The sequence below is a fragment of the Rhodococcoides kyotonense genome, assembly GCF_001645385.1.
In the GTDB taxonomy this organism is placed as follows: Bacteria; Actinomycetota; Actinomycetes; order Mycobacteriales; family Mycobacteriaceae; genus Rhodococcoides; species Rhodococcoides kyotonensis_B.
Map to the genome: position 1 here is coordinate 171,043 of NZ_LVHI01000032.1, position 14,532 is coordinate 185,574.

The following is a 14,532-nucleotide window of genomic DNA, read 5'->3' on the forward strand; positions in this document are numbered from 1 at the left end:
ACCAACGTTCTCTAGTGTAGTCCACGGCGAGAGAACGACCGTTCTCCTGCGGGAACCCTGACCCACGAGGAAGTGTTGCATCATGGCTTTCATCAACGTAGGTACCGAGAACAGCACCCCGATCGACGTCTACTACGAGGATCACGGCACCGGTCAGCCCGTCGTGCTGATCCACGGCTACCCGCTCGACGGCAACTCCTGGGAGCGTCAGTCGCGCGAGCTGTTGGCGGCCGGCTATCGCGTCATCACGTACGACCGTCGTGGGTTCGGCAAGTCGAGCAAGCCGACCGTCGGCTACGACTACGACACGTTCGCGGCCGACCTGAACGCAGTCCTGACCACACTGGATCTCAGCGACGTCATCCTCGTCGGGTTCTCGATGGGAACGGGTGAGCTCGCACGCTACGCGGCGAAGTACGGCACCGATCGCGTCGCGAAGTTCGCCTTCCTCGCGTCGCTCGAGCCGTACCTGGTGCAGGCCGACGACAACCCGGCAGGCGTCCCGCAATCCGTGTTCGACGGCATCGAGGCTGCCGCGCGCGAGGACCGTTTCGCGTGGTTCGACAACTTCTACAAGGACTTCTACAACCTCGACGAGAACCTCGGCAGCCGCATCAGCGAAGCGACCGTCCGCGCCAACACGGCCACGGCTGCCTCCAGCGCACCCGTCGCCGCATATGCAGTGGTCTCGTCATGGATCGAGGACTTCCGCGCCGACGTGCAGAAGGTCCGCGAATCCGGAAAGCCGACGCTCATCCTCCATGGCACCAAGGACAACATCCTGCCGATCGACTCCACCGGACGCGAGTTCACCAAGGCGTTCCCTGAAGCGAAGTACGTCGAGGTCGAGGGCGCTCCGCACGGTCTGCTGTGGACGCACGCCGCCGAGGTCAACGACGCGCTTCTGGCATTCGTGAAGTAAGAGCTGTGCAAGCATGAACGAATGACCGATGGCCCGCGACCGACCGTGGCGACCTCCGAGTCCGTACGGCTCGGAGTGTTGCTCGCGGCGGTCGGCGGGTTCGTCGACGTCTACACGTTCATGACGCGCGACGGTGTGTTCGCCAATGCACAGACCGCCAACGTCGTTCTGTTGGGGATCGATGCGGCGTCGGGTCATTGGGCCTCGGCGCGCGGTTATCTCCCGCCGCTGATCGCGTTCGTTCTCGGTGTCTTTACCGCCGAAGCCGTGACGAGGCCGGCCGTCGCGCGCATCGTGCGACGACCGGTTCGCGCGGTTCTCGTCATCGAGATCCTGGTGATCGCGGCCGTCGGTTTCGTCCCGGCGTCGGCGCCGAATGCCGTTGTCACCATTTCGATTTCGTTCGTCGCAGCCCTGCAGGTCACCACCTTTCGCGTGCTGGTGGATCAGGCGTTCAGCACGACGATGACGACGGGCAATCTACGGAGCTTCTCGCAGGCCGTGTTTCGACGCGTCGTCGCAGGTCACAAGGACGCCGGGGTGCGGGCGGCCAACTTCGGGACCGTCATCGCCGGGTTCCTCGGCGGGGCGATCGTCGGCGCACTCGCGGTGCGGCTGTTGGATGTTCGAGCCGCGTGGGTCGCCGCCGGGATGCTCGTGATTGCGTTGGCGCTGTTTCTGTTCGACGAGTGGCGCGACGTCCCGCGGGTCCGCGATCCCCGCGTATGACGCTACCGCCCAACCAAATTTACCCTCCTGTTGTGCGGTTCGCGGAGTCGAAAGCGCACAACAGGAGGGTAAATTTCGCAGGTAGCGGACGATCAGACGACGACGACCCCGTCGGAATCGCTGTAGACGATCTCGCCCGGGTTGAAGGTGATGCCGCCGATCTCGACGGGGACGTTCTTCTCGCCCGAGCCGGTCTGCGTGCTCTTGCGCGGGTTGGTGCCGAGTGCCTTGACGCCGATCTCCAGGGTGCGCAGGATCGCGGAATCGCGGATGGCGCCGTTGACGATCACGCCCGCCCACCCGTTCGCGACGCCCTTGCCTGCGATGATGTCGCCGACCAGGGCGGTGTGAATGCTCGCATCGCCGTCGATGACCAGAACGCCACCGTTGCCGGGCTCACCGAGAGTCTGCTTGACCAGCAGGTTGTCCTGGAAGCACTTGATCGTCGTGATCGGACCGGCGAACTCGGTGTGCTTGCCGAACTGGATGAATTGCGTGTCGCAGCTACGGATTTCGGGACCGATCTCGTCGGCCAGGTCTGCAGTTGCCTTGAATTCGACGGAAGTCATGCACGGGAGCCTAGTCGAGACGCCCGTGCCGCCTCTCGTACTCCTCACGCGTCCGGTCCAGTCTGGCCTGCGTGCCCGCATTGAGCAGTTCCGGGTCGAGACCGTGCACCAACAGGCGGTGACGGCGGTACACGTTCATCAGCGCGATCGCGAAGTAGACGAGCGGAATGAACAGCAACGCCATCATCGCCAACCCGATCCACAGCGGACCGGGAACGAGCAGGAACAGGCAGAGAAGCGGGATCACGGGCAACGTGAACCGGATCATGTAGCGAGCCTGCGCGCCGTTGCCGACGAGATCCTCGCGGACCCAATCCTGCATCGACGGCGGCAGGACACGGCCGAACTGATAGCCCACGTACTGCCGGAAGTTCGGTCTCACACGGTGAACTCTACGCCCGAACCTGCGCGAGGACAGCCGCGCCGATCCCCAACGCAACAACATCCTCGGCGACGGCCGCAGCCAGCGGCGGAACCGTCGTCGACGCCCATCCGCGGTAGGCGTGACCTGCATAGGAACCGGCAACCGCGGACAGGCCACCGATGACTGCCGCCGGGACCGGGTCGTTCCCCAGAGCGCGGGCGACGGCATAGGCGCCACCCGCACCCGCGAGGATTCGGCCACCGAGCGGGCCCGGATCGAGTCGCGACGGCGTCGACGGCAGCTTGTCCGCGACGAGCTCGCCTGCCGTGACGACCGCCGAACCCCCGACCGCCAACCGCTCGTACGGCGATCCGCGGAACCAGCTCAACAGACCGACGCTGATTCCGACGGAACTACGAAACCCACTCGCCTTGCCGATCGCTGCGGACAACAGGGCCGAACGCACTGTCAGGTTCATGCGACGAGTATCGCCCGCGGCCGACAGGCCTGGCACGTGTTCGGCCCGATCCGTCACTTACCAGCCGCATTGGCGACGATCGCGTCACGCAGATACTGCGCGAGACCCGGTGCGACGTCGTCGTAATGCTTGGTGAAGCGCTCGTCGGAGACGTACATCTCGCCGAGACAGACGTGCATCTCGTATCCGCAGTCGTAGTACTGCTCGATGCCGGCGCGGTGCCGCTCCGCCAACTCCGCTGCCTGCTCGGAGTCCGCCGGAACACCGGCCATCATCGCGGCCGCGAAATCGGCTTCGAGAGCATCGGTTTCGGCCTTGACCCGCGTCCAGTCCTCCTTGGTGAACGACGCAGTGCGGGCCTGCGACTGCTTCCACGCCTCCGTCTGGCCCCACCGCTCCTCGGCTTCGCCCGCGTACTCCTCACCGAGCCAGTCGTCGCCGAACACTTCGCGCTGCTCTTCGGGGGTCAACTGAATTCCCATCTTCTTCGCCTCCATCATCCTGTCCACGGCCGCAGCCATTCGATGCAAGCGATCGATCTTGGCGTCCAACAACTTTCGCTGACGCCTCAGGTGCGCCATCGTGTCGATGGACGGATCGTCGAGGAGGGCGGCGATGTCGTCCAACCCGAACCCCAGTTCGCGGTAGGTCAACACCTGGTGCAGCCGTTCGACATCCGACGCCGAATAACTGCGGTAGCCCTTCGAGGTGCGACCCGACGGCACCACAAGACCGATGTCGTCGTAGTGGTGCAACGTCCGAACGCTGATCCCGACGAGCCGGGCCACCTCGCCCACCTTCATATCGCTCACAGAAGACAAGCGTGGTACCTCCCGCAACGTCAGGGTCAAGTCCTTCTAGCGAACCACCCTGTCGCATCCGCCGGTAGTGGCACCCGCCAAGCGCTGCGACAACCAGTCGAATGCACCGGGACGGCCGCTGGTCTCCGCGCCGGCATGGTCACCGGGAATCTCCTCGAGATGTACCGACGCACCCAGCGCGCACCACTGATCCTGGACGGCTTCCGCGCCCTCCTTGGGAATCAGGAAGTCCTGCAACCCCTGGTAGATGTACATGGGGGCGTCCGGCTTGACCTGCCCCATCCGGTTCTCCTCGACGACGGCTCTGCTGACCGGATGGTCGAACACGTTCGGGACATCGGACAGATTCTGCTGATTTAGCAGGAGCAGACCGCTGTACGACAGGACGTCGACGCATTGATCCTTCTGGAGCAGCGCGACGCGTCGACCGTTGTCGTTGGTCAGGTCCCGCATCTCGGGATACTCCCGGGCCAAGCCCGACGAGGCGGCGGCGAACAGTCCCGACCCGATGCCGCCGTTCAGCGAACGCTGCAGAATCTTGTAGTCGGTCGGAGGGCCACCGAACGCGACGCCCGCGATGTTCAACTCCGGCGCGTACGACGGTGCGAGCTGTGCTGCCCATCCCGACGCGATCGCGCCACCGGAGTACCCGGTGATACCGATCGGAGCGTCGGCTGCGACGCCTGCGCTGTGCGAGGCGCGGAGGCCGTCGAGCACGGTGTGACCTGCGACGAGGCCTGCCGAGTACGCCTGCCGCGGGCCTTGATAATCGGTGACGACGACCGAATATCCGCGGCCCAGCAGGTCCTGAACCCGGTCGATCTCCTTGTTGGTGCCCCGCGGCAACGTGTACGACGGGGCGCACGTGTTGCCGAGCGAATCCGTCGCCTCGTTGTACGCGACGACCGGACGCGGTCCGCCGCCGGCCCACGGAGCGTCGGGGACGATGACCGTCGTCGCCGCGGCTATGGGGTTGTTCTCCGAATCGGTGGAACGGAACAGCAGTTGGGTCGACGTCGTACCGGGTTGTACGGCAACGCTTCTGGTGTTCAAGACGGTTCCCGGGGCCTGTGCCTCGAAACCGGCGGGCGGAGTGAACCACGGATCGCCCAACGGTGTCGGCAGATACGCGGCCGGGTCGCGCGGGGGAGTGACGAGATCCCCGATCGGGTCGGCCTGGACCGACGGTGACGACGCGATCAGTAGAGCTGCTGCGCCGACGAGAACGAGTGCTGCACGCACTGAGATCCCCCACCCATGTTCGTTCCGAGCGCCCCGACGCCTAGGAAAGACCGTGGCCCATGGTGCCACATGGTTCGGCGTGGGCGTGGTGTTCCAGTCTCGTTGCGCTCCGCGCGGGATCCCGCCGCCGGACGACCGAAACCGGTACACGGCGCCCACCCGTTCGAGATGCACGCTGTGATCCGAGCCACCGAGGGGGTAGTTTGTCTGTAACTCGAAGAACTACTCACCAGTAGGGGTGCAAAATGCCAGCTCCGAGCGCTGCGACCTTCTCGCGGCTCGCCGAACTGTCCGCCATCACCGACGTCGACGCACGGGCGACGAAGTCCATCACGGAGGTGTTCACCGGCAAGGAGCTCGCTACCATCCCGGTCGGCACCGCCGAGGACGTGCACGCAGCGATCGCTCGCGCACGCGTCGCACAGAAGGCGTGGGCCAAGCGTCCGGTCTCCGAGCGCGCCGAGATCTTCCATCGATACCGCGACCTGGTGCTGGCCCACCGTGACGAGCTGATGGACATGGCGCAGGCCGAGACCGGCAAGTCGCGCGCCGCGGCCCAGGAAGAAGTGCTCGACATCGCGATGACGTCGCGTCACTACGCACGGACGGCCGCGAAGTTGCTCGCGCCGAAGCGCGTCACCGGCATGCTGCCCGTGCTGACCAAGACCACCGTGCACTACCAGCCGAAGGGCGTCGTCGGCGTCATCTCGCCGTGGAACTACCCGATGACCCTTGCGGTATCCGACGCGATCGCCGCGCTGTTGGCGGGCAACGCCGTCGTCCTCAAGCCGGATTCGCAGACCCCCTACTGCGCGCTGGCGTGCGTCGAGCTGCTGTACAAGGCCGGGTTGCCGCGTGACCTCTTCGCCGTCGTGCCCGGTCCGGGATCGGTCGTCGGAAACGCCATCGTCGAGAACACCGAATACGTCATGTTCACCGGATCCACCGCGACCGGCCAGCATCTCGCAGAGCAAGCGGGGCGTCGCCTCATCGGTTTCTCCGCCGAGCTCGGAGGCAAGAACGCCATGATCGTCGCCCGTGGCGCCAATCTCCGAGAGGTGTCCGACGCGGCCGTGCGTGCCTGCTTCTCCAACTCCGGCCAGCTGTGCATCTCGATCGAACGCATCTACGTCGAGCGGTCCATCGCCGACGAGTTCACCGCGAAGTTCGGGCAGCGTGTGAAAGACATGACGGTCGGGCCGGGCTACGAGTTCGGCATCGAAATGGGCAGCCTCATCTCCGAGGATCAGGTCAAGACCGTCTCGGCGCACGTCGACGACGCAAAGGTCAAGGGCGCCAAGGTCATTGCGGGCGGCAATGCGCGCCCCGACCTCGGACCGCTGTTCTTCGAGCCGACCGTGCTGACCGATGTGCCCGAGGACGCGGAGTGCGCGGCCAACGAGACGTTCGGTCCGCTGGTGTCGATCTACCCGGTGGCCGACGTCGAGGAAGCCATCGCGAAGGCCAACGACACCGACTACGGACTCAACGCCAGCGTCTGGGCGAAGACCAAAGCTCAGGGCGAGGCCATCGCTGCTCGATTGCATTCCGGCACGGTGAACGTCGACGAAGGCTACGCACCCGCATGGGGTACGACGGCTGCCCCGATGGGCGGCATGGGTGTCTCCGGCATGGGCCGGCGACACGGAGCCGACGGTCTGCTCAAGTACACGGAATCGCAGACCATCGCGACGACGCGTCTGCTCAACCTAGGTGGGCCGCGCGGACTGTCGCCCAAGGTATGGGCGAAGATCATGCCCCCGTTCGTCGAGGCGCTCAAGTACCTGCCGGGTCGGTAGGGCGGGGTGTCGGGGCGTCCTGTCGCCGGCGCTCGGGTGACCGAATGTCACCTTCGGTCACTTGGGCGCGGGCGGATACCACCGAGGGCGTCCTTCGGTCACTCTGAGTGAGCGAGGGGGTCATTCGGTCAATCGGCGGGCCGGGTGCTAGCGAGGGCGTCCCTCGGTCACTTCGAGTGACCGTATGTGACATTCGGTCACTTCAGAGCGGCGGCGACGACGGCGAAACCAACGAAGCCCGCACACCGAGGTGTGCGGGCTTCGTCGTGGGTGGAACTAGTTGACCCGGTGGCCGTTGAGTTCCGAGTGCACGAAGTGGTGCGGATCCGGAATGTGGGCGTCGCCGAGTACCCGGGCGATCTGGTCCTCGCTGAGGCCCAGGCGCCGGAGTCGTTCGCAGACCGCGTCGAAGTCGAGCATCTTCGCGTCGAGTTCCTGCTGGAGGGCGACGACCTCTGCGCGGATGGCCTCGGCTTCGTCGAGTGCCTGCAGGGTGTCCTTGGGCTCCGGCAGGAGAAGGTTCAGCAGTCGATCACGTGCGTCGGTGCTGAGTCCCTCGAACGGTGCCGATCCTGCGGGTGCTTCGTGGCGTCCTACGATGTCGCGCTCGGGTGCAAGGTACTCACGTGCCTCGCCGAACGACGGGATTTCTGCGACTTCCTCGTCGGCTGCCGGTGCCTGAGCGATGTCGATCGTCTTGCGCAGCGGGCGGTTCGGGATGAACAGAACCGCGAGCAGCGTGATGATCGCGACGAACCCGGCGATGAGGAAGATGCGTCCGGTGGCGTCACCGTAGGCGGTACGGATGACCAGCGCGACCGGGGCCGGAAGTGCACCGAGGTCGAGCGATCCACCGCCGCTGCCCGAGCTGTCGATACCGAGTTCGGCAAGGCCGCTCTGCGACAACGTTCCGACGCGGGTGGCGAGCAGCGATCCGAGGACGGAGACGCCGATCGCGCCACCGAAGGTACGGAAGAACGCGACGGTCGACGACGCGGCACCGATGTTGTGCACGCTGACCGTGTTCTGCACTGCGAGAACGAGGTTCTGCATCAGCATGCCGGTGCCGAGTCCGACGATGGTGATGAATCCGCCGACGACCCACAGGCTCGTCTCGTGGTCGATAGTGCCGAGCAGCATGAAGCCGACGATCAGCAGGACGGAACCGATGACGATGAAGGGCTTCCACTTACCGAACTTGGTGATGAGCTGTCCGGATCCGACTGTGGCGACCAGCATTCCGGCCACCATCGGCAGTGACAGCAGGCCTGCTTCGGTCGGGGAGTAGCCGCGGGCGGTCTGGAAGTACTGGCCCAGGAAGGTCGTCGCACCGAACAGGCCGACGCCGACTGCGATGGACGCGATGATGGCGAGCCCGGTGGTGCGTTCGGTGACGATCTTCAGCGGGATGATCGGCGACTTGACCTTGGCTTCGACGATGACGGTCAGGACGAGCAGCAGCACACCGACGCCGACGAGGATGGCGGATTCACGCGACATCCATGCGTAGTAGTCGGCCTTGCCTGCGAACGAGACCCAGACCAGCAGGACGGACACGCCTGCGGTGAGGAGCAGCGCACCCATCCAGTCGATGGAGACGTCGTCCTTGCGTTCGGTCTTCATGTGCAGCGTCTTCTGCAGCAGTCCGAGGGCGATGACGGCCAGCGGCACGCAGACGAAGAAGCACCAGCGCCACCCCAGCGGGCTGTCGACGATGACGCCACCGAGGATCGGGCCGCCGGACATGGACACTGCCATGACGGCACCGGTGTAGCCGGAGTATCGACCGCGGTCACGCGGGGAGACGATCGAGCCGATGATGGCGATGACGAGTGCCGTCAGACCGCCCATGCCGATGCCCTGGATGACGCGTGCCACCAGCAGGATTGCGACGTTGTGCGCGAATCCGGCCATGACCGAGCCGATGACGAAGATGACGATCGCCGTCTGGACGAGGACTTTCTTGTTGAACAGGTCGGCGAGCTTGCCCCAGATGGGGGTCGACGCCGCGTTGGCGAGCAGCGCGGTGGTGATGACCCAGGCGTATGCGGTCTGGGATCCCTGCAGGTCGCCGATGATCGTCGGCAGCGCGGTGGCGACGATCGTGGTGCTCAGCAGCGCGGTGAACAGTGCTGCCAGCAGGCCGGTGAGGGCTTCGAGGATTTCGCGGTGGGACATCGCGTCCGGTTCGGACGCCTGAAGATTGGGCGGCGCTTCGGTGGTGGTCATTCTTATCTCGCAATCAGTTTCAAGTGTGCTGCGTCGTGAGCGTTGTCGTTGAACGTGGTGTTGAGTTTGCGAATGGATTCGAGGGCATCGACTGCCTCGGTTTCGCTCCAGTCGCTCAACATCTCCCGTAATCGTCTGGCTCGTCTGTCCCAGATGGCGGACAACTTCTGCCGGCCTTCGTCGGAGACGCAGACGCGGGATGCGCGTTTGTCGTCGGGATCGGGTGTTCGGTCGATGTATCCGAGGTCGACGAGGTCTGCGATCTGCCGGCTGAGGGCGGACTGGCTGACGCAGAGCCTGTTGGCCAGGTCGGTCTGTCTGCACTCACCCTCGGTCGCCAGGATGGCCAGTACTCCGGTCAATGCCTGCGGCAGGGGTGAGCTCTCATCTCCGGTGGTCACGGCGTTCTTCAACGCTCGTCCGAAGAGGAAAACCTCCTCGACCAGCGCCTCGGCTGTGGTTGTTCGTACTGCCATGAGGGCTCCAACGGTCACGATCAATTACTTGCTGTCCGCAACCATATATGTGGATAGATGAGGTAAACAACTATTTTACCTATCTCGTGGGTCACATCGACCGCACAGACCGACGCATCGATGTCACGTGGCAACGGTCAGACGGTTGCCGTGGGCCATCGATGCCGAGGGTGAACCCTTCAAGCAGTAGCCGGATCGAAGATCCCGCGTCGCACGGTCATGGTGACCTCGTCACCCACCGCGGGCCGACGCCCACGCACCGAGCAGCGAAAGGTGACACCGTGCGATTCGACGACGACGTCGCTGGCGTCGCGACCGAACAGCGAAGACGTGACGACCCCCGCGCAGCAGTCGTGGGGCGATCCGGCGCTCAGAGAAATGTCCGACGGCAGAACCGCCAACGTCCCGCGACCCGGAGCCCTGCCCTCGATGAGGTCGGCACCGATCTCGATCGGGTGGCCGTCGGCGTGGAAGCGACCGTCGTCGATGACGCCGTCGATCAGGTTGGCGTCGGACAGGAATTGGGCGACGAACGACGTGGCCGGTGTCTGCACCAACTGCTCGGGCGTCCCGATCTGTACGACGCGTCCGCCGTCGAGAACGGCCACGCGGTCGGCGAGCGCCAGTGCCTCGTTGCGATCGTGCGTCACGTGCACGACCGTCAATCCCGCAGCGCGAGTGAGAGACCGGAGCTCGAGACGCAGGCGGTCACGCAAGGGTTCGTCGAGTGCGGCCAGGGCCTCGTCGAGCAGCAGTGCCCGGGGCGAGCGAACGAGCGCGCGTGCCAACGCAACTCGCTGACGCTGCCCGCCCGAGAGTGTCGCCGGATCACGCGCTTCGAGCCCAGGAAGGCCGACCAACGACAACGCGTCGGCGACGCATTTCCTGCGGTCGGCCCGTGAAACCCCGTCCAGTTCCAAGGGATACGACACGTTCTTGCCGACGCTGCGGTGCGGCCACAATGCGTGCTGTTGAAAGACCATGCCGAGTCGGCGGTCCTCGGGTGGCACCGGTCGTCCGTGTCCGGCGACGACGTCACCGCCGATCGTCACGGTGCCCGACGACGGCTCCAGAAAGCCTGCGATGGTACGCAACAGCGTCGTCTTTCCCGATCCCGACGGCCCGACCAGTGCGAGGAATTCGCCGTCGGCGATCGTCAGGTCGATGTCACGCAAACCTGCTGTGCCACCGGGATAGTCGAAACGGACGTCGTTCAGCGTGATCGAGGACATCAGGCGCGCTTCTTTCGATCGGTTGCTCCCGCGACCAGACCGAGACCTGCGAGTCCGACGAGCGCGACGAGTAGGGACAGTGCGGCGGCGGCGTTGTAGTCACCCGCCTGCTGGAGGTTGAAGATGGAGACGCCGAGGGTCTGCGTGCCGGGCGCGACGAGCAGGACGGACATCGTCAACTCTCGAACCGCGGTCAGCGCCACGAGAACGCTCCCGGTGACGGCAGCGGGAATCGCCATCTTCCACGGCACGTCGTACAAGGCGCGTACCGGTGTTGCGCCGGATGACCGCGCGGCCTCCTCGAGCGCGATCGGCGTCGACGTCAACGGTGCACGTACGGCTTGGACGACGATCGCCAGGAACGCCATGACGTAGGCGCACAGAATGACCCAGCGTGTGTCGAACAGGCCGGTGTACCGTCCGACGATCAGCCACCCGACGGCGATGACCAACCCCGGAATTGCCTGGGGAAGCATGGCGACCAGGTCGAGGCCGACATTGTCGCGTGATGCGGTACGCGTCGTCAGTACACCGAGGGCGAGGCCGACGACGCCGCAGATCACCGCGGCCGACACCGCGAGCATCACCGAATTCTGGATCCCGACAAGGGTTCCCGGCGCGGTGACGGCGGAGGTGATGTTGTCGAGGGTCAGGTTGTCCCACGTCAGCGGAATTCCGGGCGCAGGGAGAAGCGCCTGCGTCGCCAGCGCGAGAATCGGGAGCACCGTGATCGCGGCCGCGATCACCCACGCGCCCACGGCCGCGACGACTCTGCTTCGGCCCAGCGGAAGACGCTGCAGCGACGTGGTCGGGCCGTCGATGCCGTGTGCACTGCGCGCCGCCAACAGACGGTCGACGGCAACGGCGAGGACAGCGAGGAACAACAGCGCGATACCGATCGTCGACACCACTTCGAGTGGCTTGGCGACGGTGCCGGACTGGATGAAGCGGTAGACCATCGTCGACAGTGTCACGTATCGGTCGGGTAGACCGACCAGGGCGGGAATGCCGAAATCGGCGAGGTTCGACACCGCGACGAGCGTGAACGACGCGACCGCCGCCGGGCGTAGCAGCGGTAGCGTCACTCCGCGCATCGCGGCCCACGGCGTCGCTCCCGAGATGCGCGCGGCCTGTTCGAGTTCCGCGGGGATTCGCTTCACCGCAGCCGAGACGATCAGGTAGGCAACGGGATACGAGTGAATCGTCAACAGAAATATCACGCCGTCGCCGCCGTAGATGTTCCACAGCGGCGACGAGAACATCGATTCCCACCACTTGTTGACGCTGCCGCTCGGGCCGAGCAGGCCGGCCCATGCGATGGCGCCGACGAACGGCGGAATGAGCAACGGGCTCAACAGGATCAGTCGCAGAACCGATCGACCCGGCAGATCCGTCCTGTCCAGAGCGAGTGCCATGACGACGGCGAGTAGCACGGCGAGGGCGGCCGAGACGGACGACGAGACCGCGCTGTTGATCGCCGCATCCACGATTCCGGCGTCAAATAACTCCTGAATATGATTGCCGCCCAACCCGATCGAGACGACCGCCCCGATCGGGAACAGCACTACCGCCGCGACGACGAGCCACAGGGCGATCCGGAGGCCGGTGACGCCCGAGAACGTAGTCCTAACCGACAAGCTCGTTGAACCTCTTCACAGCCTCGGGCTGGAATGCGCTGATCTCGGCCAGGTCCGGGTTCAGGAGGGTCAGGTCACCCAGCGCCGGTGCGCCTTCGGGTGTTCCGACGTCGGCGCGAACCGGCAGGTACTGCTGCTCGACGGCAATCTCCTGTCCGCGCTTACCGACGAGGAAGTCGACGTACTTCTTCGCTGCCTCCGGGTTCGCCGAGTCGCTGAAAATGCCTGCAGGCTGGGAGATGTACGGAACACCGTCGGTCGGATACGAGGCCGCGATGGGCGAACCCTTGGCCGCCAACTCGCGAACCAGATAGTCGACGACGATTCCGATGGGCTGCGTGCCTGCGGCGACGGCCTGGCCGACGGGACCGTTGCTCTCGGCCACGACCGGCTGGTTCGCGACGAGACCTTCGAGCCACGGCTGACCCAACGTCTCTTCGCTCAGCCAGACGGCGGTGTTGAACGCGGCTGCGCCGGACACGTCCGGGTTCGGAAGAGTGATCTGGCCCTTGTACTTCGGGTCGGCCAGTTCTTTCCACGACGTCGGAGGCGCGGTGACGGCACCGGTGTTGTAAGCGATGACCGTCGGGATGATGCGGGTTCCGACGTAGTAGCCGTCGGGGTCGACGACGTCGGGATTCAGCGCGGCGACGTCGGCGGGGGTGTACTGCATCAGCAGTTCGTCGGTCTTGTATCCCTCGAACGTCGGAGCGTCGGCGGCGAGCAGGACGTCGGCGCCGATCTTGCCGGTCTCACGCTCGGATGCGATGCGCGCGTTGAGATCTCCGGTTCCTGCACGGTAGACCTGGACGTCGATGTCGGGGTTCTCCGCCATGAACTCGGCGTTCAGTGCGTCGATCTTCGCCTGCGGTTCGGAGGTGTAGACCGTCAACGTTCCGCTTGCGGATTCCGACGACGCCGCGTCGGAGGTGGGTTCGGCGGGCTCGGAACATGCAGCGAGGGTGGTGATCACAGCGAGAGACGCAACAACACCCACGAGGGGACGACGCAAGGAAGACAAGAAAACTCCTACGAGAACCGATGGTGAAGCGTCGATCCTGTCGCGCGCAGGCAACCCCGCGGAGAACTCGAAGTAGCGCCCGCGTGAACGCTAGGCGGTCGTGGCCAAGGCCGCGGCGAGTCCGAACGCGACGGTCAGCACGCAGATGTGCAGGCCGGCGCGAATCACCGACTCGTCCTGCGATGTGCGATGCGCAGCGACCGAGACCAACCAGGTGGCGCGGAGGCGTCGCGCAAGAAGGACGAGGACCACGAGAACCACGGTCTTCGCGAGCACGACGCGCCCGTAGCCGGTGTCGACGAGGCCGCCGAGCCCGCCGAGTTTCACCGCCGCGTTGACGGTTCCGCTCGCCGCGAGAATCCACACCGACCACCAGGCCAGGCGCGAGTACACGGGCAACGCGAGTGCCCACGCGCCTTTTGCGCGCAGCGTCAGCGTCATCGCGGCGAGCACACCGAGCCACACCGCAGCGGCCACGGTGTGGACGGCGACGAACACGGCACCGAAGAGCTGCTGGGACATGTGGCCGGTGATCGGCCGCGCCACGAGTGCGACGACGGCGAGCACGGCGATGGGCACGGCCGACAGGTCACGGTTCCCGCGATATCCGACGAGCGCGTAGATGTACAGAGCCGTGGTGCAGAGCACCGTGACGACACCGAGCTGGCCGACGGTGATGTCGGTGAGGAACGTACCGAACGACGCGATCGACAGACGGCCGATCCCGCCGCCGAACGATTCGACGGCAGCGGTGACCAGCAGTGCGACCTCGGCGACGGTCCACAGGCCGCCGACGAGGACCGCCGACCGCCAGACCGTCGGCCTGCTGCGGGCCGGAAAGAGGTCGGTCCGCAGCAGCGCTAGGCCGAGCGCGGTGGCGCCCAGGCAGTCCGCGAGAACACGCAGCACCGACGACGGGTCGGGCCCCTCGGGGTGAGCGAGCAACCAGGCTGCGCCCACCCCGACGATCGCGGCCCAGCCGGCGGCGAGGATCCACCACCGGCGGAACACGG

Annotated in this window: 14 protein-coding genes; 3 read left to right on the top strand and 11 right to left on the bottom strand. The window is 65.6% G+C overall.

All coding sequences use genetic code 11. The features are described 5' to 3' along the window. The first annotated feature begins 82 nt into the window (after positions 1–82). Together A3K89_RS20375 and A3K89_RS20380 are read left to right on the top strand one after the other, a co-directional pair. Positions 83–922, top strand: coding sequence for an alpha/beta fold hydrolase (locus A3K89_RS20375; RefSeq protein ID WP_068429849.1), 840 nt, complete (start codon positions 83–85; stop codon positions 920–922). A 21-nt stretch (positions 923–943) separates the two neighbouring features. Continuing rightward, the gene (locus tag A3K89_RS20380) at positions 944–1,651 is read left to right on the top strand and encodes a YoaK family protein (protein WP_068429853.1); all 708 of its coding nucleotides are present in this window, start codon (positions 944–946) and stop codon (positions 1,649–1,651) included. Positions 1,652–1,743: 92 nt separating this feature from the next. Here A3K89_RS20380 and rraA read toward each other — a convergent pair whose 3' ends face one another. From rraA to A3K89_RS20405, 5 genes are read right to left on the bottom strand one after another with little or no spacing between them, the layout of a single operon-like run. Then, on the bottom strand, positions 1,744–2,220 hold the full coding sequence (rraA, locus tag A3K89_RS20385) for a ribonuclease E activity regulator RraA (protein WP_068429855.1): 477 nt from the start codon (positions 2,218–2,220) through the stop codon (positions 1,744–1,746). A gap of 10 nt (positions 2,221–2,230) precedes the next feature. Next, the gene (locus A3K89_RS20390; RefSeq protein WP_068429858.1) at positions 2,231–2,602 is read right to left on the bottom strand and encodes a DUF5313 family protein; all 372 of its coding nucleotides are present in this window, start codon (positions 2,600–2,602) and stop codon (positions 2,231–2,233) included. A 10-nt stretch (positions 2,603–2,612) separates the two neighbouring features. After that, the gene (locus A3K89_RS20395) at positions 2,613–3,062 is read right to left on the bottom strand and encodes a hypothetical protein (RefSeq protein ID WP_068430113.1); all 450 of its coding nucleotides are present in this window, start codon (positions 3,060–3,062) and stop codon (positions 2,613–2,615) included. A 53-nt stretch (positions 3,063–3,115) separates the two neighbouring features. After that, positions 3,116–3,865 (bottom strand): MerR family transcriptional regulator, encoded by a 750-nt coding sequence (locus A3K89_RS20400; protein ID WP_068429863.1) that lies wholly within the window; start codon positions 3,863–3,865, stop codon positions 3,116–3,118. A gap of 54 nt (positions 3,866–3,919) precedes the next feature. Then, entirely contained in the window at positions 3,920–5,125 is a 1,206-nt protein-coding gene (locus A3K89_RS20405) for a lipase family protein (RefSeq protein WP_254303602.1), read from the bottom strand. Positions 5,126–5,370: 245 nt separating this feature from the next. Here A3K89_RS20405 and A3K89_RS20410 point away from each other — a divergent pair, with 245 nt between their 5' ends. Further along, a complete protein-coding gene (locus tag A3K89_RS20410) occupies positions 5,371–6,924 on the top strand; it encodes a succinic semialdehyde dehydrogenase (RefSeq protein WP_068429866.1) in 1,554 nt (517 codons plus the stop codon). Between the two features lie 276 nt (positions 6,925–7,200). Here the strand turns inward: A3K89_RS20410 and A3K89_RS20415 are convergent, their stop codons facing one another. The 6 genes from A3K89_RS20415 to A3K89_RS20440 form a co-directional block, all read right to left on the bottom strand. Continuing rightward, complete coding sequence (locus tag A3K89_RS20415; RefSeq protein WP_068429868.1) at positions 7,201–9,153, bottom strand: MDR family MFS transporter; 1,953 nt, start codon at positions 9,151–9,153, stop codon at positions 7,201–7,203. A gap of 2 nt (positions 9,154–9,155) precedes the next feature. Continuing rightward, positions 9,156–9,629: a MarR family winged helix-turn-helix transcriptional regulator gene (locus A3K89_RS20420; RefSeq protein WP_068429870.1), complete on the bottom strand. Its 474-nt coding sequence runs from the start codon at positions 9,627–9,629 to the stop codon at positions 9,156–9,158. A gap of 179 nt (positions 9,630–9,808) precedes the next feature. Beyond that, positions 9,809–10,861, bottom strand: a complete 1,053-nt coding sequence (locus A3K89_RS20425; protein ID WP_068429873.1) for an ABC transporter ATP-binding protein — start codon at positions 10,859–10,861, stop codon at positions 9,809–9,811. Then, positions 10,861–12,498, bottom strand: a complete 1,638-nt coding sequence (locus tag A3K89_RS20430) for an ABC transporter permease (RefSeq protein WP_068429875.1) — start codon at positions 12,496–12,498, stop codon at positions 10,861–10,863. Before A3K89_RS20430 ends, A3K89_RS20425 begins: the two co-directional genes overlap by 1 nt. After that, positions 12,488–13,519 carry an ABC transporter substrate-binding protein gene (locus tag A3K89_RS20435; protein WP_371828817.1) on the bottom strand — a complete coding sequence of 344 codons (1,032 nt, stop codon included), beginning with the start codon at positions 13,517–13,519 and terminating at the stop codon, positions 12,488–12,490. Before A3K89_RS20435 ends, A3K89_RS20430 begins: the two co-directional genes overlap by 11 nt. A gap of 90 nt (positions 13,520–13,609) precedes the next feature. Continuing rightward, positions 13,610–14,530: a CopD family protein gene (locus A3K89_RS20440; protein WP_254303604.1), complete on the bottom strand. Its 921-nt coding sequence runs from the start codon at positions 14,528–14,530 to the stop codon at positions 13,610–13,612. Between the last annotated feature and the right edge of the window lie 2 nt (positions 14,531–14,532).

Bases quoted from the DNA above. Each gene is read 5' to 3' on its own strand.
- rraA (WP_068429855.1), bottom strand. From the start codon at position 2,220: ATGACTTCCGTCGAATTCAAGGCAACTGCAGACCTGGCCGACGAGATC.
- A3K89_RS20415 (WP_068429868.1), bottom strand. From the start codon at position 9,153: ATGACCACCACCGAAGCGCCGCCCAATCTTCAGGCGTCCGAACCGGAC.
- A3K89_RS20375 (WP_068429849.1), top strand. From the start codon at position 83: ATGGCTTTCATCAACGTAGGTACCGAGAACAGCACCCCGATCGACGTC.
- A3K89_RS20395 (WP_068430113.1), bottom strand. From the start codon at position 3,062: ATGAACCTGACAGTGCGTTCGGCCCTGTTGTCCGCAGCGATCGGCAAG.
- A3K89_RS20400 (WP_068429863.1), bottom strand. From the start codon at position 3,865: ATGAAGGTGGGCGAGGTGGCCCGGCTCGTCGGGATCAGCGTTCGGACG.
- A3K89_RS20410 (WP_068429866.1), top strand. From the start codon at position 5,371: ATGCCAGCTCCGAGCGCTGCGACCTTCTCGCGGCTCGCCGAACTGTCC.
- A3K89_RS20420 (WP_068429870.1), bottom strand. From the start codon at position 9,629: ATGGCAGTACGAACAACCACAGCCGAGGCGCTGGTCGAGGAGGTTTTC.
- A3K89_RS20380 (WP_068429853.1), top strand. From the start codon at position 944: ATGACCGATGGCCCGCGACCGACCGTGGCGACCTCCGAGTCCGTACGG.
- A3K89_RS20425 (WP_068429873.1), bottom strand. From the start codon at position 10,861: ATGTCCTCGATCACGCTGAACGACGTCCGTTTCGACTATCCCGGTGGC.